This window comes from Haloarcula nitratireducens, from assembly GCF_019599505.1.
The window spans coordinates 33,740-56,658 of the sequence record NZ_RKLT01000007.1 but is presented as its reverse complement, the minus strand read 5'-3'; the positions used below and the strand labels follow the sequence as shown (position 1 = coordinate 56,658).

At 65.8% G+C, this 22,919-nt stretch carries 21 protein-coding genes; 11 read left to right on the top strand and 10 right to left on the bottom strand.

Translation table 11 applies throughout. The features are described from left to right. Positions 1 to 40: 40 nt before the first annotated feature. From EGH23_RS16280 to EGH23_RS16260, 5 genes are read right to left on the bottom strand one after another with little or no spacing between them, the layout of a single operon-like run. Positions 41 to 1,045 (bottom strand): Ldh family oxidoreductase, encoded by a 1,005-nt coding sequence (locus EGH23_RS16280; RefSeq protein WP_220581046.1) that lies wholly within the window; start codon positions 1,043 to 1,045, stop codon positions 41 to 43. Position 1,046: 1 nt separating this feature from the next. Then, positions 1,047 to 2,213 (bottom strand): UxaA family hydrolase, encoded by a 1,167-nt coding sequence (locus EGH23_RS16275; protein WP_220581045.1) that lies wholly within the window; start codon positions 2,211 to 2,213, stop codon positions 1,047 to 1,049. 5 nt (positions 2,214 to 2,218) lie between these two features. After that, positions 2,219 to 2,542: a UxaA family hydrolase gene (locus EGH23_RS16270; protein ID WP_220581044.1), complete on the bottom strand. Its 324-nt coding sequence runs from the start codon at positions 2,540 to 2,542 to the stop codon at positions 2,219 to 2,221. Positions 2,543 to 2,591: 49 nt separating this feature from the next. Further along, positions 2,592 to 3,575: a YeiH family protein gene (locus EGH23_RS16265; RefSeq protein ID WP_220581043.1), complete on the bottom strand. Its 984-nt coding sequence runs from the start codon at positions 3,573 to 3,575 to the stop codon at positions 2,592 to 2,594. Then, complete coding sequence (locus tag EGH23_RS16260) at positions 3,575 to 3,712, bottom strand: hypothetical protein (RefSeq protein ID WP_220581042.1); 138 nt, start codon at positions 3,710 to 3,712, stop codon at positions 3,575 to 3,577. Before EGH23_RS16260 ends, EGH23_RS16265 begins: the two co-directional genes overlap by 1 nt. 114 nt (positions 3,713 to 3,826) lie before the next feature. On the opposite strand from EGH23_RS16260, the gene EGH23_RS16255 reads away from it, so the two are divergent. Both EGH23_RS16255 and EGH23_RS16250 read left to right on the top strand, forming a co-directional pair. Then, entirely contained in the window at positions 3,827 to 4,822 is a 996-nt protein-coding gene (locus tag EGH23_RS16255) for a carbohydrate ABC transporter permease (RefSeq protein ID WP_220581041.1), read from the top strand. A gap of 1 nt (position 4,823) precedes the next feature. Beyond that, entirely contained in the window at positions 4,824 to 5,690 is an 867-nt protein-coding gene (locus EGH23_RS16250; protein ID WP_220581040.1) for a carbohydrate ABC transporter permease, read from the top strand. 194 nt (positions 5,691 to 5,884) lie between these two features. Here the strand turns inward: EGH23_RS16250 and EGH23_RS16245 are convergent, their stop codons facing one another. From EGH23_RS16245 to EGH23_RS16235, 3 genes are read right to left on the bottom strand one after another with little or no spacing between them, the layout of a single operon-like run. Next, a complete protein-coding gene (locus EGH23_RS16245) occupies positions 5,885 to 6,847 on the bottom strand; it encodes a C-terminal binding protein (protein ID WP_220581039.1) in 963 nt (320 codons plus the stop codon). 21 nt (positions 6,848 to 6,868) lie between these two features. Continuing rightward, on the bottom strand, positions 6,869 to 8,134 hold the full coding sequence (locus tag EGH23_RS16240) for a mandelate racemase/muconate lactonizing enzyme family protein (RefSeq protein ID WP_220581038.1): 1,266 nt from the start codon (positions 8,132 to 8,134) through the stop codon (positions 6,869 to 6,871). Between the two features lie 26 nt (positions 8,135 to 8,160). Beyond that, complete coding sequence (locus tag EGH23_RS16235; protein ID WP_220581037.1) at positions 8,161 to 8,373, bottom strand: hypothetical protein; 213 nt, start codon at positions 8,371 to 8,373, stop codon at positions 8,161 to 8,163. Positions 8,374 to 8,455: 82 nt separating this feature from the next. On the opposite strand from EGH23_RS16235, the gene yicI reads away from it, so the two are divergent. The 4 genes from yicI to EGH23_RS16215 all read left to right on the top strand — a co-directional run bounded on the left by yicI (position 8,456) and on the right by EGH23_RS16215 (position 13,850). After that, complete coding sequence (gene yicI / locus EGH23_RS16230; protein ID WP_220581036.1) at positions 8,456 to 10,798, top strand: alpha-xylosidase; 2,343 nt, start codon at positions 8,456 to 8,458, stop codon at positions 10,796 to 10,798. Positions 10,799 to 10,887: 89 nt separating this feature from the next. Continuing rightward, a complete protein-coding gene (locus EGH23_RS16225) occupies positions 10,888 to 12,015 on the top strand; it encodes an ABC transporter ATP-binding protein (protein WP_220581035.1) in 1,128 nt (375 codons plus the stop codon). Positions 12,016 to 12,069: 54 nt separating this feature from the next. Next, entirely contained in the window at positions 12,070 to 12,849 is a 780-nt protein-coding gene (locus EGH23_RS16220) for an IclR family transcriptional regulator (RefSeq protein ID WP_220581034.1), read from the top strand. Between the two features lie 671 nt (positions 12,850 to 13,520). Continuing rightward, the gene (locus tag EGH23_RS16215; RefSeq protein WP_220581033.1) at positions 13,521 to 13,850 is read left to right on the top strand and encodes a hypothetical protein; all 330 of its coding nucleotides are present in this window, start codon (positions 13,521 to 13,523) and stop codon (positions 13,848 to 13,850) included. Positions 13,851 to 13,884: 34 nt separating this feature from the next. Here the strand turns inward: EGH23_RS16215 and EGH23_RS16210 are convergent, their stop codons facing one another. Both EGH23_RS16210 and EGH23_RS16205 read right to left on the bottom strand, forming a co-directional pair. Next, the gene (locus EGH23_RS16210; RefSeq protein ID WP_220581032.1) at positions 13,885 to 14,334 is read right to left on the bottom strand and encodes a DUF7970 domain-containing protein; all 450 of its coding nucleotides are present in this window, start codon (positions 14,332 to 14,334) and stop codon (positions 13,885 to 13,887) included. Continuing rightward, positions 14,331 to 15,176: a ParA family protein gene (locus tag EGH23_RS16205; protein ID WP_220581031.1), complete on the bottom strand. Its 846-nt coding sequence runs from the start codon at positions 15,174 to 15,176 to the stop codon at positions 14,331 to 14,333. The genes EGH23_RS16210 and EGH23_RS16205 overlap by 4 nt, the downstream gene beginning before the upstream one ends. A 166-nt stretch (positions 15,177 to 15,342) precedes the next feature. On the opposite strand from EGH23_RS16205, the gene EGH23_RS16200 reads away from it, so the two are divergent. The 5 genes from EGH23_RS16200 (at position 15,343) to EGH23_RS16180 (ending at position 22,199) form a co-directional block, all read left to right on the top strand. Then, positions 15,343 to 16,455 (top strand): thiamine ABC transporter substrate-binding protein, encoded by a 1,113-nt coding sequence (locus tag EGH23_RS16200; protein WP_220581030.1) that lies wholly within the window; start codon positions 15,343 to 15,345, stop codon positions 16,453 to 16,455. Between the two features lie 2 nt (positions 16,456 to 16,457). Further along, complete coding sequence (locus EGH23_RS16195; RefSeq protein ID WP_220581029.1) at positions 16,458 to 18,242, top strand: ABC transporter permease; 1,785 nt, start codon at positions 16,458 to 16,460, stop codon at positions 18,240 to 18,242. After that, positions 18,239 to 19,336 carry an ABC transporter ATP-binding protein gene (locus EGH23_RS16190; RefSeq protein ID WP_220581028.1) on the top strand — a complete coding sequence of 366 codons (1,098 nt, stop codon included), beginning with the start codon at positions 18,239 to 18,241 and terminating at the stop codon, positions 19,334 to 19,336. Before EGH23_RS16195 ends, EGH23_RS16190 begins: the two co-directional genes overlap by 4 nt. Continuing rightward, the gene (locus tag EGH23_RS16185) at positions 19,333 to 20,346 is read left to right on the top strand and encodes an AIR synthase-related protein (RefSeq protein ID WP_220581027.1); all 1,014 of its coding nucleotides are present in this window, start codon (positions 19,333 to 19,335) and stop codon (positions 20,344 to 20,346) included. Before EGH23_RS16190 ends, EGH23_RS16185 begins: the two co-directional genes overlap by 4 nt. 566 nt (positions 20,347 to 20,912) lie before the next feature. Next, positions 20,913 to 22,199 (top strand): L-lactate MFS transporter, encoded by a 1,287-nt coding sequence (locus tag EGH23_RS16180; RefSeq protein ID WP_220581115.1) that lies wholly within the window; start codon positions 20,913 to 20,915, stop codon positions 22,197 to 22,199. Positions 22,200 to 22,919: the final 720 nt, after the last annotated feature.

The following is a 22,919-nucleotide window of genomic DNA, read 5'->3' as shown; positions in this document are numbered from 1 at the left end:
TTGTATATCAAATGACTGTTTGACGAAGACGGGGGCTCGCTCAGTCGTCGCCGGCGAGCGACCGCACCTCGTCCCAGAGGTCGTCTTCGATTTCGACGGTCGTCGCGCTGCGGTCCCGCTCGACGGAGTGCTGTCCCGGCAGCCGAATACCGTCGACGTGGGCCGCGGTCGGTCCCGCGGTCAGCTCTCGCAGGAACGCGCTCGCGCGCTCTGGGAAGTCGGACGCCCCGAGCGCCTCGGGGTCGATAGCGAGGAAGAGGTCGCCCTTCGTGCAGGGATTCTCCGTGTGATACGTGCCGGTCACGTCCTGACCCATCGCCGCGCCGACCAATCCGCCGGCCAGCACCTCGACGGCGATCGCCAATCCGGAGCCTTTCGACCCGCCGAACGGCAGGATGGTGCCCCCAAGCGCCGCTTCGGGGTCCGTCGTCGGCTCGCCCTGGGCGTCCAACGCGACCCCCTCGGGAATCGATTCGCCCGCCTCGCGCTTTTCGAAGATGGTCCCGCGGGCGATAGCCGAGGTGGACATGTCGAGGTTGAACACGGGGTCTGTCGGCAATCCGATCGCTATCGGGTTCGTTCCCAGCACCGGCTCAGCGCCGCCGTAGGGCGGCATCGCCGGCTCCGTGTTCGTCACCGCGATGCCGACGTACCCCTCGCGCTGGAGTTGGTCCGTGTAGTAGCCCAGCATGCCCAGGTGGTTCGAGTCGTGGACGCCCACCGCACCGACGCCGAACTCGTCGGCGCGGTCCATCGCTACGCCCACCGCCGTCGACGCCACGACGGGGCCGAGACGCGACCCGCCACTGAGCGTCGCCGTACCGCCGCGCTCGGAGACGACTTCGATGTCGCCCTCGGGGTCGACGTTGCCGTGCTCGATGCCGCGGACGAACCGCGGCAGGCGTAGCAGGCCGTGAGAGTGCTTCCCGCGAGCGTCCGCACTCACCAGTACCTCGGCCGTCTGCTCGGCGTCGGCCTCGCTGATACCGTGCGCGCGGAAGGCGGCGGCGGCGACCGAGACCGCACGTGACCGGTCGAGTTTCATCTTACGTGGACGGGCCGATGCGGTGGATGGCGAACTGGCTCTCGCCCAGCGCCTCGCTCAGCGTGACTTTCCCGTTGACGACCTCTTCGATCTCGTCCCAGAGCTGGTCGGTCGCCCAGTCGAAGGACTCGTCGCCGACCAGCGCTTCGCTGACGTCGACGTCGGTCTCCTCGGGGACGCGCTCGGCGCTGCCCGGATTCCCGGTGATCTTGATCGTCGGCATCACTGCGTTCGAGAGGGTGTGACCCTGTCCCGTCGAGATAACCATGAAGTGCGCGCCGCCCGCGCCGATGCCGGTCACCGATTCGGCACCGTGGCCGGGCGTGTCCATGATGTACATCCCCGAGTCGCGGGGAATCTTCGCCCCGTAGTCGATGATGTCCTGAATCGGCCCGTCGCCGGACTTGACGAGCGCGCCCAGCGATTTCTCCTCGATGGTGGTGAGCCCGCCGTCCATGTTGTCCGGGGTCGGCTGTGCGCCGCGGACGTCGTAGCCGGTCGCCTGCAGTCGCTCGTCCCAGTGTTCGACCCGTTCGAGGATCTCCTCTTTGACCTCGTCGTTGATCGCGCGCTCTGCGAGTTCGTTCTCGCCGCCGAAGAACTCGGGCGTCTCGGCGAAGCAACCGCGGCCGCCGTAGTCGTCGATGAGCCGCCAGACGGCTCCAGCGGTCGCTTTATGCTGGCAGAGGCCGCTCGTGGTGTCCGAGGTGGCGCAGTTGATGCCGAAGGTGAGGTTCGACATGTCGGCCGGGACGCGGTGCTGGGCGCTGGCGTCCTGGGCCATCTCCTGGGCGGCGTTGACCGTCGCCTTCAGCGCGTTCATGACGCCCTTCTCCTCGTGGATATTGATCGAGGCACTCGGTCGGCCGGTTTCGGCGACGTCGTCTGCGAGTTCGTCGCCGTCGACGATCTCGCCGGCGTGGGCGACGACCACCGCGCCGTAGGTGTTCGGATGGGTCGCGTATCCGAGGAGGGTGCGGTAGGTCTGGAAGACGTCGGGCTTGGTCTGACAGCGCCCGAGGGGATGGGTGATCGGAATCGCGTCCTCGACGATGTCCGCCGCGCGTTTGACCGTGTCGTTGGCGTAGGGGGCGGTCGAGACGATGACCGTGTGGTTGCGAATGCCGACGCTGCCGTCGTCGCGTTCGTATCCGAGGAATTCACTCATTGCTGTTACTCACTGATGACTTTCGCCTGGTCGTCGTCGGCGAGGTCGCCGCGACCGTAGTTCGATTCGACGTTGTGGACGTGGACCCACGTCCCCGCGGGGATGTCCTCCGTGGCGTTACCGATGCTCTTGCCGTACTTCGTGATCGTCTCGCCGGACGCGATGTCCTCGATGGCGATCTTGTGGCCGAAGATGACGTCTTCGGCGATCTCGACGGTCCGCTCCTCGTCGCCGACGCCGACCGAAACGGTCTCGCCGGCTTCGAGTTCGCGCAGCGCCGTCGCGACGTTGTCCGTTGGTTCGACTACCTGTAGATACCTGTCGGGCATACACTCCGATGAGGTGCACGCCACCATATAACGTTTTCTCATGTCACACCTATAGCAGGAGCGTCACCGCGGCAAGAGCGAGCAGACTCACCGTCAGGAAGTGCGCGAGAACGACGGCGATGGGCCGGAGACCGGTCGCGCGGAGTCGTCTCGGGTTCAACTCGAAGCCGAGACCGACGAACGCCAGCGCGAACAGCCAGTCGCTGACGGTGCCGACGGCCGCTTGCGTCTCGCTCCCGACGAGGCCGGCGTTGACGATGGCGGCGACGGCGAGGAAGCCGACGAGGAACTTGGGGAAGCGGTACCAGATCTCGGTGGCGTCCGCCTTCCCGCTCTCACTCTCGCCCGCGTAGTAGAGCGCGTACGCGACGGCGAGGAAACCGATGAACGTGTTCCGGACCAGTTTCGTCACGGTCGCCCACTGGCCGGCCGTCTCGGAGACGGCGAAACCGACGGCGGCCGTGGGACCGGTCGAGAACAGGCTCAGTCCCGCCCAGACGCCGAACGCGCGCTCCGGTAAACCGAGCATCGACCCGAGAATCGGGAAGACGACGAGCGTGACGGCGTCGAACAGCAGCACCGTCCCCGCGGCGTAGCTGATATCCGCCTCGTCGCCGTCGATGCTCCCCGCGACGGCCAACACCGCAGAGACGCCGCAGACGCTCGCACCCGCCGCTAACAGCGAGCGGGTTCGGCTCTCGATGCCCGCCTGGCGACCGACGACCTCGGTGAACACCACGCCGACGACGACGACGCCCGCCGCCAGTCCGACGACGAGCGGCCCCGTACTCGCCAGTTGGCCGAGGGTGAGTTGCGCGCCCAACAGGACGATCCCGGTTTCGAGGAGGAGCTTGTGTCGGTCGAGACCGGGTTCGGCCCACTCGGGTGCGCCGACGGTCGCCGCGACGGCCGCGCCGCTCCCGATGGCCACGACGAGCGGACTCAGCGGGGTCGCGCCGCCGATCGCGCGAGCGACGACGGCCAGCGCTCCCAACACCGCGAGTCCCGGTAGCAGCCGGACGCCCGGCCGCATCAGGGGACCAGCGCGGTCGCGGCGACGATGGCGACGCCGAGCGCGGTTGCCTTCCAGCCGCGGTCCGCCGCTGCGACCCGGCGACGACAGCGAGCGACGAGGCTCCGGGCACTGCTGCTCGAACCGATGACGTCCATGTACGAGAACGGGTGCGGGGCATCTACATAAAAGTACGCCGTCCGCACCGCCGCTCGCGTCGCACGCGGGTCCCACAGGTTTAATAATCGACGACGAGAGTGCCACGTATACGAATGGCAGACACAGCCGAAACTGCGTCCGGCGCAGCCGCGCAAGACCCGGCAGCCGGGCGGCAAAACAGATTCGAGCGGTACCGCGACCTCAGATTCACCGAGGAGGAACTGGCGGTCATCCTGTTGACCCCCGTCGTCTCGTTCCTGCTCGCGGTGTCGTTTTACCCCATCTTCGACACCGTGATGGCGAGCCTCCACACCGGCTACGTGCTGGAGATCGAGCCGCGCGAGTTCGTCGGCCTCGAGAACTATCGGAGCCTGTACGGGAGCGGTCCGCTGCTGGATCAGTTCCTGAACGGCGACGGCTTCTGGAACGCGCTGCGGGTGTCGCTCATCTACACCGTCGTCAGCGTCCCCGTCGAGCTCGTGTTGGGACTGGGACTCGCGCTCCTGCTCAACCGCGAGTTCAAGGGGAAGTACTTCGCGCAGGCCGCCATCCTGTTCCCGTGGGCCATCCCGACGGTCATCAACGCCCGCATCTGGGCGTGGATGTTCAACGGCCAGTACGGCGTCGTCAACGACCTGCTCGTCCGCCTCGGTATCATCGCGAATCCGTTCCCGTTCCTGGCGAAGCCGGACGCGGCGCTGGGCGCGATGCTGTTCATCACCATCTGGAAGACCAGTTCGTTCATGGCGCTCATCCTGCTCGCCGGTCTCCAGTCGATCCCGGGCCACCTCTACGAGGCCGCACGGATGGACGGGGCCTCTCGGCTCCGCCAGTTCAAGGACGTCACCCTGCCGCTGCTGAAACCCACGCTGCTGGTCGCGCTCATCTTCCGGACGCTCCCGGCGTTCCAGGCGTTCGGCCTGCCCTACGGCCTGACCGGGGGCGGCCCCGCGAGCGCGACGACGACGCTGGTGCTGTTCGACCACCAGCTGACGTTCAACCGCCTCTCCTTCGGCGAGGGGTCGGCCGCCGCGACGGTCATCACGCTCATCGCGCTCGCCATCGCCATGCTCTACGTCGGTACGCTGTACGAACCGGAGGTGCGCTGAGATGGCGACGAGCGACCGCGACCGCGGCTTCGAGATCGAGACGTTCCAGTGGGTCGGCAAGAAGGTCGGCTTCTACGGGAGCATCTTCATCATCGCGCTGGTGTCGGTGTTCCCCATCCTCTGGATGCTCATCACGTCGCTGAAACAACCCGGTAACGTCGTCCAGTTCCCGGTGCAGTACGTCCCGCAGGACCCGACGCTGGAGAACTACCGCGCGGCCCTCGAACAGGCCCCGTTCCTGCGGTACCTGTTCAACAGCTTCGTCGTCGCCAGCGGGACGGCCATCCTGGACGTGTTCCTCGGCTCGCTCGCCGGCTACGCGCTCTCGCGGCTCCGCTTCCGGTTCAAACTGCCCGTCCTGTTGCTCATCCTCGGGACGGCGATGTTGCCCTTCATCGCGCGGCTCATCCCGCTGTTCTCGCTGGCGCGGTCGTGGGGCCTGCTGAACAGCTACCTCGGTCTCATCATCCCGTACGCCGCCTTCCAGTTGCCGTTCGCGGTCTGGATCTTCCAGGCGTACTTCAAGGAGCTCCCCGACTCGCTGGAGGAGGCGGGCCTGATGGACGGCCTCTCGCGGGTCGGCGTCCTCTTCCGCATCATCCTCCCCGTCTCCGCGCCCGCGATGGCGACGGCCGCCATCATCGTCTTCATCTACGCGTGGAACGAGTTCCTCTTCGCGCTGACGTTCATGACCGAGGACTCGATGCGGACCATCACGGTCGGGATCGCCCTCTACCAGGGCGAGTTCCAGTACCCGTGGGGGACGATCTCCGCGGCCGTCACGATGTCCGTCATCCCGCTCATCCTGTTCATGCTGTTCTTCCAGCGGAAGGTCGTCGAAGGACTGACCGCTACGGGGAAGGCCTGAGCTAGCGGCTTCGGTTCCCTTTTTCCGTCTTTCTTCCGTCGGGTATCACTCAGTTCGAGCCGTCAGTAGCGGTTCGGAGAGCCGGAACGCCCGACAGCGGGCCGAGGTAATCGAGCGGGCGGAGCCCTCGACTGTTCACAGAAACACCGAGAGCGAGACGCCGAGGGGCGCGAAAGCAGCAGTCGGGGCGGTCCTCAGTTCACGACGTTGTACGGCTCCTCACCCAAGAGCACGGAGCGGACGATGTCGGTGACGGTACGTCGACGCTGGTCGTTGGCCTCCTCGCTGTACCACGCGACGTGGGGCGTCGTGAGCGTCTTCCGGTGGTCTCGAAGCGGGTCATCTTCGGCGGGCGGTTCCCCGGGGAACACGTCGAGGCCAGCGCCGGCGATCTCGCCGGCTTCGAGCGCGTCGTAGAGCGCGTCGGTGTCGACGATGGGGCCGCGAGCGACGTTGACGAAGTAGGCGTCCTCGCGCATGCGGGAGAACGCGTCGGCGTCGAACAGCTCGCGCGTGTCGGGCGTCAGCGGGGAGTGGACGGTGACGAAATCGGCCCGCTCCAGTACCTCTTCGAACTCGACGAGGTCGGCGGGGTCGTCCGCTACGTCTTCCGCGGAGAGAAAGGGGTCGCTGGCGACGACGTCGGCTCCGAGAGCGTCGGCATGTTCGCCGACGGCGCGGCCGATAGCGCCGTAGCCGACGACGCCGACCGTCCTGGTCGAGAGGCGATGAATAGGCGCGGCGACTGAGCGGTCCCAGCCGCCGTCGGCCACGTCGGCGTCGTAGGCCTTGAGGCCGCGGGCGAGCGCGAGGTACAGCGTCAGCGCGTGAACCGAGACCTCCTCCAGACAGTAGTCGGGGACGTTCGTGACCGGAATCCCGCGGTCGCTCGCCGCGTCGACGGCGATGTTGTCGACGCCGATGCCGTACCGGGAGATGACCCGACAGTCCTCCAGGGCGTCGATGGCCGCTTCGTCCAGGTCGTAACGGAGGTTGATGACCGCGTCCGCCTCGGCGAGGGTCGCGTGGGCGTCGGCGGCGTCCTCGCCCACGTCGCCGGTAAGTTCGATCACGTCGGCGATATCGGCGAGACCCTCGCGTTCGATCGACAAGTCCTCGAAGTCGTGATCCGTGACGACGACGGTGTGTTGTGACATAGTGGTTTGTGAACGCGGGAATCAGATGACGAGGTCGTAGCCGTCCACGAGGTACTCCTCACAGAGGTCGCGGTTCAACTCGACGCCCAGTCCCGGGCCTTCGGGGAGGTCGATGTAACCGTCGTCGAGGATTGGACCGGAGCCCTCGACGCGGTCGACCATGTCGTTCCACCACGGCACGTCGCGGGAGTGCCACTCCATGCAGAGGAAGTTCGGGATGGCCGCCGAGACGTGCGCGCCGGCGATAGTGCCGAGCGGCGAGGATATGTTGTGCGAGGCGATGGGGACGCCGTAGAGGTCACAGACGGTGGCGATGTCGACGTACTCGCCCAGCCCCCCGCACTTGTTCACGTCGGGCGCGGCGATGTCCATCATGCCCTCGCGGGCGGCGTCGTTGAACTGGCTCGTCGTCACGAGGTTCTCGCCGGTCAGCACCGGCATATCGAGCGCCTCGGTCACGCGCTTCTGGGACTCGGTCTTCTCCGGCGGGACCGGGTCTTCGAGCCACGCGAGGTCGAAGCGTTCGAGTTTCTTCCCCAATCGGATGGCCGTCTCCGTCGTGAAGTTCCAGTGGAGGTCCATCCCGAGGTCGACGTCGTAGCCGATCTCGTCCCGAACGGCCTCGACGAGGCTGACCTTGTGTTCGAGCGCCTCGTTGTCCATCCGGCGGTTGGCCTCGTCGTACTCGGCGTGTGTCGGTACGTCGAGGTCGAACTTCAGCGCCTCGAACCCCTCGTCGACGACCTCTCGGGCCGCGCGGGCGTAGGATTCGGGCGTGTAGACGTCCTGCGGGTCGTGCTGGCTGGCCTCGCCCAGCGACTCGCCGCCGTGAGTGTCGCAGTAGATCTTGATCTCGTCGCGGTACTTCCCGCCCAGCAGTTCGTAGACCGGCACGTCGAACAGCTTGCCCTTGATGTCGAAACAGGCCGTCTCGATGGCGGTGAAAGCGGCCTGCCCGATGCGGCCCGTACCCGTATAACGCTGTTCGAGCAGTTCGCGGATACGACTCGTATCCAGCGGGTTCTCGCCCTCTAAGTCCACGTCCATCCGCCCCGCCATGTCGAGGGCGGCCTCCGCGCGGAACGTCTCGCCGAGACCGTAGACGCCCGCGTCGGTCTCGACCTTGACGATGCCCCACGTGAAGTTGCCCGCGATAGCCATCGTCTCGATGCCGGTTATCTCTACGTCCCGGTCGGCCGGTCGGTGGTCCTCCTCCATGCCCATGTCCCGCCACGGCACGCCGCCGCCCTGCGGAATACGATAGTCCGGTTGGTCGTCTTGCGTCATCGTCTGCCCTGTCGCGGAAGCCGACGTTAAAGATTGTGGTGGTCACTCGCGTACGGACGCGTCGGCGAGCGGCCGATGCGCGTGACGCGGCCGACGCCGTGAGGAATTACCTCTCGGGCGCGCTCGCGCGAGAACCCTCTGTCCTCCAGCAAGTCACCGACCCGCACGGTCCCCAACTGCGCGACCTTCGCCCGCAGTTCCATCTGCTCGACGAGACGGGCGATGCTCGGCTGAGTCATAGTTCTCGCTTCGCCCAGCGAGGACATAACTCCGGCGGGACGGAGTAGATTTATTAGCGAGAGCGTCCCCGTCGAAAGTAGGATGACGAGCGAACGCATCACCGTCGCCGCCGTCGAGGAGTACGCAGTCGAGGACAACGCGGTCCGCTTCGACTGTGCGATCGACGCCCCGGAGACGGTCACGCCCCGGACAGTGCCCGTGACGCTGACGTTCTACGACGAGCGGACCTTCCGCTTCGAACTGCAGGCCAACCCCGAGGTCGCCGTCGAGAGCGAGTACCCGAAACTCGACACCGACGCCGTTGCTACGGACCTCACGCTCGACGCGCGCGAGGACGACGGCACGCTGACCGTCGAGACGGGCGCGCTGGCCGTCGAGGTCGGACTGGAGGAGTGGTCGTTCTCGGTGACCGACGCCGACACCGGCGAGACTGTGTTCGAAGAACAGCGGGCCGACCCCGACGTGTTCGGCCGCCAGCGGGTCGAGGCGCTCGGCTTCGCGCAGGAGGAAATCAACCACAACCCCCGGAAGGTGACCGAGACGGGCACGTCGTTCCGGCTCTCACCCGACGAGAAGATATACGGGGCGGGCGAGCAGTTCGTGGAGTTCGACCGCCGCGGCCGGGAACTGCACCTCTGGCACGAGGAGCCGCTCGGCACGGAGACCGACCGGGCCTACAAGAACATCCCGTTTCACCTCTCGACGCAGGGGTACGGCCTCCTGCTCGACACGACGAACCGCGTCCGGTACGACTTCGGGAAGCACTCGACCGCGTCGGGGTCGATGGCCGTCGACGGCGACCGGTTCTCGTTCCTCTTCTTCTACGGACCGGACTTTACGGACATTCTCCAGCGGTACACCGCCGTCACCGGCCGTCCCGACCGACCGCCGAAGTGGAGTTTCGGGACGTGGATGTCGCGACTGGGCTACGAGTCCCGCGCGGAACTGGAGGAGGTGGCCGAGCGCCTGCGCGAGGAGGAGCTGCCCAGCGACGTGCTCCACCTCGACCCCTTCTGGATGCGCGACCGCTCCTCCTGTGACATGGAGTGGGACACCGAGCAGTTCCCCGACCCCGAGGGGATGATAGCCGAGTTGCGCGAGGACGACTTCCGCCTCTCGCTGTGGGAACACCCCCACGTCCCCGTCGGCACCGACGCCTTCGCCGAGGGCGCGGAGAACGGCTACTTCGTCACCGACGGCACCGGAAAGCCCTACGTGATGGACAACACCTGTCAGGGCGACTATCGGGGTGCGCTCGTGGACTTCACCGACCCCGACGCCGTCGAGTGGTGGAAGGACAAGCACCGCCGCCTGCTCGAACAGGGCGTCGCCGTCTTCAAGACCGACTACGGCGAGTACGTCCCCGAGGACGCCGTCTTCGCCAATGGGAAGAGCGGGAAGTCGATGCACAACCTCTACCCCTACCTCTACAACGAGACCGTCTACGAGACGGTCGGCGAGGTCAACGGCGACGAGGAGGCCGTCGTCTGGGGCCGGTCGGCCTGGACCGGCAGCCAGCGGTTCCCGATGCACTGGGGCGGGGACCCTCAGACCAGCTGGAACGGGATGAGCGCGGCGCTGCGGGGCGGCCTCTCGGCGTCGCTCTCGGGCATCGCCTTCTGGAGCCACGATATCGGCGGCTTCCGCGGGACGCCCTCTACCCCGCTGTACGTCCGCTGGGCGCAGTTCGGCCTGCTCTCCTCGAACGCCCGCTGTCACGGCACCACGCCGCGCGAGCCGTGGGAGTTCGGCGAGGACGCCGTGGACGTCTTCCGGGAATACTCGGACCTGCGCTACCGCCTGCTGCCGTACGTCTACACCTACGCCGAGGTGGCCGCGCGCACGGGCCTGCCCGTCGTCCGCCCGCTCGTCCTCGAATACCAAGACGACCCCAGCGTCCACCGGATGGACACGCAGTACCTGCTCGGCGAGGACCTGCTGGTCGCACCGGTGTTTACCGCGAGTGGGACGCGCTCGGTGTACCTCCCGGAAGGCGAGTGGCGCGACCACTGGACCGGCGAGCGCTACGAGGGCGGCCGAACCGTCGAGATGGACGTCGCCCTGGAGGAGATGCCGCTGTTCGTCCGGGCCGGGAGCGTCCTGCCCCAGCGCGAACCGACCCAGTCCGTGCAGGCGGGAACGCCCGAGGAACTCGAACTCGACGTGACGCTCGCAGACGGCGAGGCGTCGGGCCGGTTCTACGACGTGGACGCCGACGAGCTCTGTGACCTGGGTGTGACGGCCGAAGACGGCACGCTCTCCGTCGACATCGGCGCGGTGAGCGCCGATACCGTCCGCGTGACCGTCCGCGACGGGACGGCAGAGAGGGTCCGCATCGACGGCGAGGCGGCGGCCGAGGTAGACGCCGCTCCGGCCGCGGGCGAGTGGACAGCGACCGAAGACGGACTGCTCGTGGTCGTCTGAGGCGCGAACCGCTCGCTCACGGCTCTGTGGGAGAGGTGGATTTATTAACCGACGTGGTAAAGCATGGGACACGGATACATGGTGACACAATGGGACGCCTACAACTGAACGACCTGACCAAGGTGTTCGACTCCGGAGACAACGAGATCATCGCGGTCAACGACCTGAACCTCACCGTCGAGGACGGGGACTTCCTCGTCCTCGTCGGCCCGTCGGGCTGCGGGAAGTCCACGACGCTCCGCTGTATCGCCGGTCTCGAACACGCCACGTCGGGACAGATAACGCTCGACGACCGGGACATCACCTACAAGAAGCCCAAGGAGCGCGACATGGCGATGGTGTTCCAGAACTACGCGCTCTACCCGCACATGACGGTGCGCCAGAACATCGGGTACGGGCTGAAGATAACGACTGATCTCCCGAAAGACGACATCAACGACCGCGTCGAACAGACCGCCGAACTGCTGGAAATCGGCGACCTGCTCGAGAAGGAACCGTCGGACCTCTCGGGCGGACAGCAACAGCGCGTCGCGCTGGGTCGGGCCATCATCCGCGAGCCCGAGGTGTTCCTGATGGACGAGCCGCTGTCGAACTTAGACGCGAAGCTCCGGACGACGATGCGGACGGAGATCCAGCAGCTCCAGAGCGACATGGACATCACGACCATCTACGTCACCCACGACCAGACCGAGGCGATGACGATGGGCGACCGCATCGCCGTCCTCAACGACGGGGAACTCCAGCAGGTCGGCGAGCCGCTGGTCTGTTACCACCAGCCCAAGAACCGCTTCGTCGCGGGGTTCATCGGGTCGCCGTCGATGAACTTCCTCTCGGTCCGCCGCGAGGGCGACGTGCTCTCCCACGAGGAGTTTACCTACCACATCACCGAGATGACCCGCGACGCCATCGCGGACGCCAGCGACGACCTCACCCTCGGTATCCGCCCGGAGCACATCCGGCTGGGCGAGAGCGGCGATCAGAACGCCGTCGAGACCACTATCGAGGTCGTCGAGCCCATGGGCGAGGTCACTTACGCCTACTTCCAGATCGGCGGGGAGACCTACACCGCGAGTATCGAGGGCGAGCGGCGGATCCAGGCGGACGAGAGGGTCCACGTCGTCTTCCCCGAGGAGAAGATCCACGTTTTCGACGGGCGAACCGGCGAGGCGGTCAAGAACAGCAATCTGGGCGAGAAAGTCGACACGCCGCAGGTCTGAAAGGGCGTTTACCTCTCGCAAACAATTAAGTGGTCGCTGTCCCTAGCGTCGGGCATGCCCGAACCAACGGCAGCGAACGACGCCGGACGGCGGATACAGGCGGTCGATACGTCCTGTGAGATTCTCGAAGCGCTTCGAGACCTCGACGGTGCCGGGATCTCGGAACTGGCGGACGAGCTCGACTGGTCGAAGGCGACGATTCACGGTCATCTGGCGACGCTGATGGACAACGAGTTCGTCGTCAAGCGCGGCGGCACCTACGAGATCAGCCTCCGTTTCGTCGATATCGGCGAGTACGCCAAGAGTCAGGTCGATATCCACGACATCGCCGTCAAAGAGGTCGACCGGCTCGCCGAAGAGACCGGTGAAGTCGCGCAGTTCATGGTCAAAGAGCACGGTCGCGGCGTCTACCTCCACAAGGCCAGCGGCGAGAACGCGATTCAGACGGCCTCCTACACCGGGAATCGGAAGGACCTCCACTGCACCGCGCTCGGGAAGGCGATCCTCTCGCAGCTGCCCGAGTCGGAAGTGGACGAGGTCATCGAACGCCACGGTCTCCCCGCGCGGACGGAGAAGACCGTCACGACCCGCGAGGAACTCTTCGAGAACCTAGAGGAGATCCGCGAACGCGGCGTCGCCTTCGACGACGAGGAGATCCTGCAGGGACTGCGCTGTATCGCCGCACCCATCGAACATCCGAAGGGGAATCTCCACGGGGCGATCAGCATCTCCGGACCGACCAACCGGTTCAAGGGCGAGCGATTTCACGAGGAACTGCCCGAAATCGTACAGGGCGCCGCCAACGTCATCGAAGTCAACGCCACGCAGGTCTGATAGTTAACGAGAGCCAAACGCATCCCTCTCCCGCTTCTACTCGATACATGCCTCGTGTCGCCTCGCTCCGACGCTTCGGCCGGGATTCGTTCGCACGGGTCGCCAGTCTCATCGGCGAGGCCGTTTACGAGTGGTGAAAACTTGGTCGTAGCCACCCGGAAGACCGAATACGCCGCTTCTCCCGGACACCGATACTACATTGGCTTTCACTTTCCGGATAGTATCCGCTTGTACGGTCGTAAGCGCCGGAAAATCGCTGGATTCGAACGATATCTCGGCGGTCTTATTTACGTCTCGCAAACACGTAGTGCGGCACCGCCCTGGGATAGCGTGGGCTTCGACTCGTGCGGACCGAACCGACGATCCTTGGATAACAAGAGTACACAAATTATTCGACAGGAGATCAGCGGTGATCGCATACGCAGTGGAACGGCGAGGCCGGTCGGCGGCCAGCGACCGACGGCCGGCGGCCGGATTGCGTGACCGGTGTGCGGCCGAGCGCGGGATCGAGTCACGGGCCGACACTACTGACAGCCGGTGGGCCGTATCGGGAAATCGATGCGAACATTCAGCTGTGAAATCGCGCGAGTGAACGTTATCGACGCCCACGAGTGGGCATATATCGCCGAGATATAGAAACTATTAAGCCAATGTGTTCCCATATCACCGATATGGCACACGACGAAGACGAAAACGCGGACGGCGTCTCGGTATCGATGGAAGTCACGGGTCCCTACGACGACGTGATCTCGAAGCTGAAGTCCAGCACCACGGAGCGAGACGCGGTCGGTCCGCTGCTGGGCGACGTCCAGTTGCTCTTAGAGACCGTCGAGCGGATGGGCGGCGGGACGCGAAGCGCCATCGCGGACCAGCTCCCGCCGGAGATGACCGCCGATTTCGACGCCGAGGCGGTCGTCGAGACGTGCCAGGTGCTCGAACGGTACGATCTCGTCGTCCTCGAAGGCAACACCTGGAAACCCGGCCCGCGTCTCGGCGAATAGCGGAGAACGGTAGAGAGGGCGGCCGCTCTCGCGGTCAGTCCCAGTCGTATCCCCACTCGCGGAGTTCGTCGGCGACGAGGTCGGGGTTGTTCATAGCGACGACCAGCGCCGCTTCCAGCGCGTCGGTCTTGTAGACGTCTTCGCCGAGGTCGTCTTCGAGTTCTCGGAGGAAGTCGCTCTCGCGCTCTTCGACGTGCGGACGGACGAATATCGGTCGCTGCGTCCGCCCTTCCTTGACAGAGGACCGCCGGAACTTGTAGGGGATCGACGGCGACGCGGACTCGGCGGTCGTGCCGTCGGTGTCGTCGGCGTCGTCGCCGTTCGCGTCGGACTGATCGTCACCGTCCCCTCCCAGCGGCTCGGTCCGTCGACCGGTCGTCTCGGCCGTCGCCTCCGCCGCTTCGTCGGCCGCGTCCTCCGCTTTCGTCGTCTCCTCTCGCTCCTCGATCTCCGCGAACGGGTCGTCGCCGGAGCCGGCTTTCATGCCGTCACCTCCTGTTCGCGCGTCTCTCGAAGCTGACGAGCGAGCGTCTCGAACCGCTCGAGCGTCTCCAGTTCGTAGTCCCGTTCCCGGCTGCGGTGTTCCTCGACGTAGGCGAACGCCGAACACTGCTGTCGCCAGCAGCCCTCTAGGAGCGACGTCCGCTCGCGGAAGACGACCGGCACGTCGTAGTCCATCGCTTCGAGTTCCGCGAGCATCTCCTCCTGGTCGTTGGTCCCCTTGTAGCGGTTGGGCACCGCGGCGAGGACGCCGACGTTGATGTCGAGCGTCTCTTCGAGGCCGTCCACGAGGTCGGTGAGGCCGGTGACCGACTGCTGGCCCTTCCCGCTCGGTTCGAACGGGATGACGAGGTTCCGCGTGGCGTGGATCGCGTTGTACAGCTTCACGTCGGCCGTCGCCGGCGGGTCGACGATCACGGTATCGTACTCGGCGGGCACGTCTGCCTCCTTCAGCACGCGGAGCAACTGGACGTTCGGGTTCCAGTTCTCCCCGAAGTCGGCGGCCTCCTCCTCGCGGCGGCGCAGGTGCTTCGAGAGGACTTCCAGCGAGTTGTGCGCCGGGACGACGTCGACGCCTTCGGAGGTCTCGATGAGGTCCTCGAACTGACCCCGCGGTCGCTCGACGAGATGGCGGACGAGGCTGTCCGCGTCGGAGTCGGTGCGTCTGTCGCCCACGTCGAGGAGATACGAGAGACTGCCCTCCTGTGGGTCCATGTCGATCGCGAGGACGTCCCGGCCCGCGCGAGCGTCCGCGACGGCGAGGTTCACCGCTAGAGTGGTCTTCCCGACCCCGCCTGCCTCGCTGTACACCGTGTATGTCAACATATCCGGTCAGTTGCCGCATACGGACATAAAAGTTAGTCAGACGGTATAGTTAACCAGTATAGCTATTTCAGAGAGGGCTATCCGTCCGTGGCTGGATTGTCATCGGTTCGAGAGTTAACTCTCGAGAGCGAGTGGTTCAAGTATTACTCGGTGTAACCACCGACAGATGAAACGACGAACGTTCCTCTCGCGCGCCGGCGTCGGCGTCGCGGGACTGACGGCACTGACGGGCTGTATGGGCGGTTCATCGGATCCGGACGGCGGGACGATGACGTCTGAGACGGGCGGGAAGACTGGGACCGCCAGTTCGAGCGGCGGGACGCTCACGGTCGCCACGTATTCCTCGTTCACCGGGGAAGACACGGCCGGGAACTGGCTCAAATCGACGTTCGAGTCCGAGCGGTCGGATGTCACCGTCGAGTTCCAGACACCGGACAGCGGCGTCAACCAGTACATCCAGCGGAAATTCCAGGGCGCGCCGATCGACGCCGACCTCTTCGTCGGGCTGAACACCGGCGAACTGGTGCGCGTCGATCAGCAGTTAGACGACCGGCTGTTCGCGGCGGCGAGCGAGCGGGTCGAGGGTGCCGACTCGGTGAAGCCGTCGCTCCAGTTCGACCCGAACGGCCGGGTAATTCCCTACGATACGGGCTACATCAGCCTCGTGTACGACGAGGGGGCGGTCGACGAACCGCAGACGTTCGACTCGCTGCTGGAACCGGCCTACGAGGACGGCCTCATCGTCCAGAACGCCCAGCAGTCCGACCCCGGACGCGCGTTCCTGCTCTGGAGCATCAAACAGCAGGGGACGGACGGCTATCTCGACTACTGGCAGCAGTTGGTCGACAACGGCGTCCAGATCCTCTCGGACTGGGAGCCCGCCTACCAGGCCTACATGAACGAGGAGGCACCGATGGTCGTCTCCTACTCCACCGACCAGGTGTACTACCACGGCGAGGGCGTCGACATGTCCCGCCATCAGATCGGCTTCCTCGACGACCAAGGGTACGCCAACCCCGAGGGGATGGCGCAGTTCGCCGACGCCGAGAATCCCGAGCTGGCCCGCGAGTTCATGTCGTTCGTCCTCACCGACGAGGCCCAGGCCGAAATCGCGGTGCGAAACGTCCAGTTCCCGGCCGTCGAGGGCGTCGAGCCCGGCGGCACGTTCGGGAAGTACGCGCTCGAACCGCCGGAAGCCGTGACGTTCAGTTACGAGGAGCTCTCGGGCAACGTCGGCGGATGGATAGAGGAGTGGGCGCGCCAGATCGCGAGTAACTGACGATGCGGGTCCGGGGCGATTGGGCGCTGCCGGTCGGCGTCGCAGCGACGCTGCTGACGCTCGTCGCGGTGTTCTACTACCCCGTCGGGAGCGTCCTCGCCAGCGCCGTCTCCGTCGGCGGTCGTCTCACGCTCTCCCCGCTCGTGGCCGTGCTCGGCGACCCCTTTTACACGGGCGCGTTCCACTCGCTCGTGACCGAGCCGACGACGGTCCCGCGCGGTTTCGTTCGCTGGGTCGGTTCCGGGACGCCGTCGGTTCGGTTGGGTCTGTTCGGTTTCACGGCGTATCAGGCGCTTCTCTCGACGCTCGCGAGCGTCGCCGTCGGGTTGCCCGGGGCGTACCTGCTCGCCCGTTTCGAGTTCCCGGGACGGCGGTTCGTCCGTTCGGTGACGATCCTCCCGTTCGTCCTCCCCTCGATCATGGTCGCGGTCGGCTTCCTGGCGATGTTCGGCCGGACCGGCCTGCTCAACGATCTGCTCGGCGTCGTCGGACTCGGTCCCCTGGAGTTGACGTTCACGCTCGAACTCATCGTCCTCGCGCACGCCTTCTACAACGCTCCGCTGGTCACGCGGCTGGTGACGGCGGCCTGGGAATCGGTGGACGCCGACCGCGTCGAGACGGCGCGGACGCTCGGGGCCACGCCCCGCCGGGCGTTCCGCGACGTGACGCTTCCGCAGCTTCTGCCGGCGCTGCTGACCGCGTCGGTGCTCACGTTCGTCTTCACCTTCATGTCGTTCCCGCTCGTGCTCGCGCTCGGCGGCCTCCAGCTCGCGACGGTCGAGGTCTGGCTGTACGCCCGCGTCCGGGACCTCGCGCTGACCGAGGCGGCGACGCTCGGCGCGCTGGAGACCGCGCTCTCGCTCGGGCTCGTCTACGTCTATCTGCGCTTCGAGGCCATGCAGATACGCTCCCGGGGCGAGAGCCGCGGGCTGGCTCGGACGCCCCTCCTCGACGGTTGGCGGTCGCTCCTCGACCCCAGACGGCTGGGGCTGCTGGCGTACGGTGCCGTCGTGCTGGTGCTGTTCGTCGGTCCCCTGGCGAGCCTCGTTATCGAGAGCGTGACGACGCCGTCGGGCCGACTGACCCTCGACTACTACGCGTTCTTACTGTCCCAGCAGTCCTCCGCGGCGGCGGGGACGACCCGTCCCCTGCCGGCCATCGTCAACTCGCTGCTGTTCGGTGCGGGCGCGTTACTGCTGGCGTTGCCGATGGGCGTCGTCGTCTCCGTCGTCGCCACGCGCGACGGGCGCGGGTCGCGACTCGCCGAGGCGCTGTTGACCGCACCGCTCGCTGTCAGCGGCATCGTCCTCGGACTGGGCATGCTCCGGACGCTCGTCTTCGGCACGACCGTCTTCGGTCATCGCATCACGCTCACGGGCCCGGTCGCCATCGTCGCCGCGCACGCCGTCGCCGGCTATCCGTTCGTCTCGCGGAACGTCACCCCGGCGCTCTCGGGCGTCGACGACCGCCTCGGCGAGGCCGCGCGGGCGCTCGGGGCCGACCGGACCGCCGTCCTCACCGACATCGAGCTGCCCTTGGTCGCGCCGGCGCTCGTCGCCGGTGCCGCCTTCGCCTTCGCCATCAGCGTCGGCGAGTTCGACTCGACGGTCCTGCTCGCGGAGGGTCTCGACAGCGCGACGATGCCGGTCGCGCTCGAACGCTACATCGGCAACCGGTCGCTGGGACCGAACCTCGGCCCGGCGACGGCGATGGGGACGGTGCTGCTGGCGGTGACGACCGTCAGCTTCGTGATCATCGACCGCGTCGGCGGACGGTGGGAACGATGAGAACCGCCGGCGTCGACGTGGACGACCTCGCGGTTGCGTACGACGGCGTGACCGCGCTCGAAGGGGTCTCGCTGTCGATAGAGGAAGGTGAGTTCTTCACGCTCGTCGGCCCGTCGGGCTGCGGGAAGACGACGCTGCTGCGCTCGATCGCCGGACTGGAAAAGCCGTCTGCCGGCCGCATCGCTATCGACGGCCGCGACGTGACCGACGAGCCGACGGAGAACCGGAACGTAGGCATGGTGTTTCAGAACTACGCGCTCTTTCCGCACATGAGCGTGCGCGAGAACGTCGCCTACGGCCTGCAGTTTCACGACCTCGGCGACGGGCGCGAGGCGGACGAACGCGTCTCGGAGCTGCTCGAACTGGTCGATCTAGCGTCGTTCGGCGACCGCGAACCGACGCAGCTGTCGGGCGGGCAACGACAGCGGGTCGCGCTCGCCAGAGCGCTCGCCCCGGAGCCGGACGTGCTCCTCCTCGACGAACCGCTCTCGGCGCTCGACGCCCAGTTGCGCGAACGGCTCCGGGTGCAGATCAAGACCCTCCAGCGGGAGTTGGACATCACGACGGTGTACGTCACGCACGACCAGGCCGAGGCGCTGGCGATCAGCGACCGCATCGCGGTCGTGCAGGACGGGGCCGTCGAACAGGTGGCGACGCCGGAGACGGTGTACCGCGACCCGGCGTCCCCGTTCGTGGCCGAGTTCGTCGGCGACAACAACGTGTTCGCCGGTGAGGTTACGCGGGGCGGGTCAGGGCTCGACGTCGGGGGCGCGACCCTGCCGCTGCCGAGCGAGGTCGACGCGCGGGACGGGGAGTCCGCGGCCCTCTCGGTCCGACCCGAATCTATTTCACTCGAGGGCAACGGCGGCGCGACCGGGGGCGAGACGACGCTCGACGCGACGGTCCGGACGACCGAGTTCCTCGGCGACGCCTACCGCGTCCACTGCCTGTGGAACGACCGGACGGTCGTCGTCAAGACCGGCGCGACCGAGCCGCCAGCGGGCGACGTGACGCTCCGGTTCGACAGCGCGGACGCGACCGCTCTCCGAAATCAGGGGGAGTTTAGCCGCGCCCGCCGGAGGGAAACGCGATGAGCGATCTGGGGAAAATCGACCGCGAGGTGTTCGAGGAGATAATCTATCCGGAACTGGGTGCGCGTCGGGACGACGTGGCCGTCGGGCCGCGACACGGCGTCGACTTCGGCGTCCTCGACTTCGGGGAGCAAGCGGTCGTGATCGCCACCGACCCCATCTCGCTGCTACCGGACCTCGGTCTCGAGCGGGCGGGGAGACTCGCGCTGGAGATCGTGCTGACCGACGTCGCCGTCTCGGGCGTCGCGCCGACGCATCTGGCGATAAATCTGACCCTGCCCCCCTCGTGGAGCGACGAGGACTTGGCGAAGGCGTGGACCGGGCTCGCCTCGCACGCAGAGCGCCTCGGCGTGAGCATCGTCTCCGGGCACACGGCGCGCTACCCCGGCATCGAGAGCTCGTGGGTCGGCGGGGCCACCGTCCTCGGCGTCGGCGACCGCGAGGCGGTCGTCCGGCCGGACGGAGCGAACGTCGGCGACGAGATCGTCGTGACGACGGGTCCCGCCGCGGAGATCACGGGTCTGCTCGCGACGCTGTTTCCCGAGCAGTTGGGACTCCCGCCCGAGACCGTCGCGACGGCGCAGGAGCGCGTCGAGGACATCGCGGCCGTCGCGGACGCTCGCGCGGCCTTCGACGCCGGCGGCGTCACCGCGATGCACGACGCGACGGAGGGCGGCGTCGCCGGCGGGCTCGTCGAGATGGCACGCGGAGCCGACGTGCGCTTCGACGTCGATACCGAGGCCGTCCCGCTCGCGGACGGCGTCGAGGCCGTGTGCGAGGCGGTCGAGGTGGACCCGTGGACCGTGACGAGCGCGGGTACGCTGTTGCTCGCCGTCGAATCGGGCCGTGGAACCGCCGTCGTCGAGGCGATCAGAGACCGCGGGACGCCCGCCGCCGTGGTCGGCGAAGTCACGCCGGGAGAGGGCGTCTTCGCCGACGGCGACCGAATCACTGCTCCCGAGAGCGATCCCTCGTGGGACGTCTTCGCTCGGTTCTCCCGGGAAGAGGAATAGAGGACGTCGCTGAGATTTGGATTCCCGCAAGTTCTTCACATACGGGTGTTCCGAGCCGATCTATTCCCGTGTATATACGTAGTAGACGTATATCAAACCTTTTATATTTGGATTGCGGTCAGAGACATCCATCTTTCGACACTGTGCGCATATATCGAGTCGTTCGGTCGCGATACGTACCGCCTGTGAGCCGGTGTGGTTCGGTGACGTCTCGTCGACGGTCAGCGACGCGCCTAGTACCAGCACATTCGCCGCGGGAGGACCACCTGTGGAGTCCGGGCGTTCTCGGCGGTTCACGGGGCACCCACAGGTCGCTCCGGGAGCGACGCCGTCCGGCGATCTACCAGCGCCGGATTGCCGGATTACTGCCCTATCGCGGCGACTGTCATTTATTATCGCGTCTCCGCGAGGCGGAGCGTCGATGGCGTGACGAAGTAGAAGGATATGGTTTTCTATAAAACAAATAAATTTGTCAAAACCCGATTATTTTTTATAAGTCCTTGGGAAAAGGTAAGCGGTCTACTCTACACACGCCTTTTTCATATCAGACTTTAACATGATAGATGATGTCATCCATAGAGGCCGATAAGAACCGGTGGTTAATCGCAGCATCAGCAATCGCAATTCATCTGTCGATTGGTAGTATATATGCGTACAGTATCTATCAGATACCCCTGAACGAAGCTCTCGGCTGGTCCACGGGAAACGTCACGCTCGCGTTCTCTATAGCGGTCTTGGTGCTCGGTTTTACCGCCGCTTTCCTCGGGAAATCCGTCGAGAAGTACGGGCCGCGACTGTCCGGTCTGTCCGCGGCAGTCCTGTACGGTCTCGGGATGATTGGCTCGGGGCTCAGCGTCCAGTTGGAAATTCTCCCGATGTTTCTCGTCACGTTCGGGGTCATCGGCGGAATGGGGATCGGTCTCGGATACATCTCTCCCATCGGGACTCTCGTCGAGTGGTTCCCCGACCGACGGGGGATGGCGACGGGTCTCGCCGTGATGGGCTTCGGGGCCGGTGCGTTACTGACCGGTCCCCTGGGTAACTATCTCATCCAGAACTTCGGTGTCGCGATGGCGTTCTACGCCCTCGGTGCCCTGTACTTCGTCCTGATGTCGCTCGGAGCGAGTTACCTCGCGAAACCACCGGAGAACTGGCTTCCCGAAGGGATGGAAGACGAGGAGAACGCACACGAGAAGGCGAAGAGCGCCCTGTCGGGACTGGAGAACCTGACGGCTGCCGAAGCGCGCACGACCCCGCGCTTCTGGATGGTCTGGCTCATCATCTTCATCAACGTCTCCGCGGGTATCATGCTGCTCGCGTTCGCGTCGCCGATGCTCCAACAGGTCGCCGGCGCGACCGCAACGACGGCCGCGTTCATCACGGGATACATCGGGATTTTCAACGGCGGCGGCCGTATCTTCTGGTCGACGCTCTCGGACTACGTCGGTCGAACGACCACGTACGGAGCGTTCATGGTCATTCAAATCGGCGCCTTCTTCGTGATGCCCCAACTCGTCGGCGTTTGGGTCCTGGCGGGAACCATCTTCCTAGTTATCACCTGCTACGGCGGCGGATTCGCCTGCCTGCCGGCGTATCTCAGCGACCTCTTCGGGACGGCCGAGGTCAGCGCGATCCACGGGTACGCCCTCACGGCGTGGGGAGTCGCCGGCGTGGCTGGCCCCCAAATCGCCTCGGTCATCCTCGAGACGACGGGGAACTACACGAGTGCGCTATACGTAATGAACGCTGCACTCGTCGTCGGACTGCTCACTGTGCTCGTTCTCCGGTGGCGAATCGGGAAACTCCAGAACCCGGGTAAAACTGGAGCGGGCACCGCTGCGACGACCGACTGACGTGGACGTCCAACCGAGTCTTTCCCTGCCTTCGTGCTGTAGACTGACTGTCTCACCGATGATCGCGAGAATCTCGAGGCCGGGAAGTCGAAGCGCTGATTCCGCGGGAGCCGACGCGTCTGATTCCGGACGTGAGCAGGTTCGAGTCGAGCACCCGCCGACCCGCGTCCGGAGAAGCTATGGGAGCCGTCACGGCCCCGAACGACGCCTCTCGTCGGAGATCGCACCGTCTGCGAGTCCGCCTCTGAACCCCGTCTCGTCGCGTTCACGAGGGAGACCGCGGTAGCGAACCCGGGGTTCACTCGCCCGTTGCCTGTATTGTGGGTTCGAAATATCGTACTCATATTTTCTCGATATCTAACACGAGCGAGGTCCGAGCCGAGACGGCTGTTAGTTGTACCCCTTGCGAATGTCCCGCCGTCCTTTCAGACGGATGAGACGATAGCACGCCCGAACGACGCCTCCTCGGTCTATCATATATAATCTAATACAAATGAGATAACAAAGGTACGTACATTACTGTAACGCCCGAACGGGTCGGTCACGACGTAGAGCGGCGGAACGGAGCCGCTTCCGGTTCGTTGGTCGCTCGACGAAACGGACGCCGACGCTCCGTGACGAACCGGCTGATACGTCACATCAAGATACCAATTCATAACCTGGATAAATCAACCGAGTTCGAGAGTATCGTATATTCCGTGGTACTCAATTACACGCATG

Excerpts from the sequence above, each read along its gene's own strand:
- EGH23_RS16280 (WP_220581046.1), bottom strand. The coding sequence starts at position 1,045 with ATGAAACTCGACCGGTCACGTGCGGTCTCGGTCGCCGCCGCCGCCTTC.
- EGH23_RS16275 (WP_220581045.1), bottom strand. The coding sequence starts at position 2,213 with ATGAGTGAATTCCTCGGATACGAACGCGACGACGGCAGCGTCGGCATT.
- EGH23_RS16270 (WP_220581044.1), bottom strand. The coding sequence starts at position 2,542 with ATGCCCGACAGGTATCTACAGGTAGTCGAACCAACGGACAACGTCGCG.
- EGH23_RS16265 (WP_220581043.1), bottom strand. The coding sequence starts at position 3,575 with ATGCGGCCGGGCGTCCGGCTGCTACCGGGACTCGCGGTGTTGGGAGCG.
- EGH23_RS16260 (WP_220581042.1), bottom strand. The coding sequence starts at position 3,712 with ATGGACGTCATCGGTTCGAGCAGCAGTGCCCGGAGCCTCGTCGCTCGC.
- EGH23_RS16255 (WP_220581041.1), top strand. The coding sequence starts at position 3,827 with ATGGCAGACACAGCCGAAACTGCGTCCGGCGCAGCCGCGCAAGACCCG.
- EGH23_RS16250 (WP_220581040.1), top strand. The coding sequence starts at position 4,824 with ATGGCGACGAGCGACCGCGACCGCGGCTTCGAGATCGAGACGTTCCAG.
- EGH23_RS16245 (WP_220581039.1), bottom strand. The coding sequence starts at position 6,847 with ATGTCACAACACACCGTCGTCGTCACGGATCACGACTTCGAGGACTTG.
- EGH23_RS16240 (WP_220581038.1), bottom strand. The coding sequence starts at position 8,134 with ATGACGCAAGACGACCAACCGGACTATCGTATTCCGCAGGGCGGCGGC.
- EGH23_RS16235 (WP_220581037.1), bottom strand. The coding sequence starts at position 8,373 with ATGACTCAGCCGAGCATCGCCCGTCTCGTCGAGCAGATGGAACTGCGG.
- yicI (WP_220581036.1), top strand. The coding sequence starts at position 8,456 with ATGACGAGCGAACGCATCACCGTCGCCGCCGTCGAGGAGTACGCAGTC.
- EGH23_RS16225 (WP_220581035.1), top strand. The coding sequence starts at position 10,888 with ATGGGACGCCTACAACTGAACGACCTGACCAAGGTGTTCGACTCCGGA.
- EGH23_RS16220 (WP_220581034.1), top strand. The coding sequence starts at position 12,070 with ATGCCCGAACCAACGGCAGCGAACGACGCCGGACGGCGGATACAGGCG.
- EGH23_RS16215 (WP_220581033.1), top strand. The coding sequence starts at position 13,521 with ATGGCACACGACGAAGACGAAAACGCGGACGGCGTCTCGGTATCGATG.
- EGH23_RS16210 (WP_220581032.1), bottom strand. The coding sequence starts at position 14,334 with ATGAAAGCCGGCTCCGGCGACGACCCGTTCGCGGAGATCGAGGAGCGA.
- EGH23_RS16205 (WP_220581031.1), bottom strand. The coding sequence starts at position 15,176 with ATGTTGACATACACGGTGTACAGCGAGGCAGGCGGGGTCGGGAAGACC.
- EGH23_RS16200 (WP_220581030.1), top strand. The coding sequence starts at position 15,343 with ATGAAACGACGAACGTTCCTCTCGCGCGCCGGCGTCGGCGTCGCGGGA.
- EGH23_RS16195 (WP_220581029.1), top strand. The coding sequence starts at position 16,458 with ATGCGGGTCCGGGGCGATTGGGCGCTGCCGGTCGGCGTCGCAGCGACG.
- EGH23_RS16190 (WP_220581028.1), top strand. The coding sequence starts at position 18,239 with ATGAGAACCGCCGGCGTCGACGTGGACGACCTCGCGGTTGCGTACGAC.
- EGH23_RS16185 (WP_220581027.1), top strand. The coding sequence starts at position 19,333 with ATGAGCGATCTGGGGAAAATCGACCGCGAGGTGTTCGAGGAGATAATC.
- EGH23_RS16180 (WP_220581115.1), top strand. The coding sequence starts at position 20,913 with ATGTCATCCATAGAGGCCGATAAGAACCGGTGGTTAATCGCAGCATCA.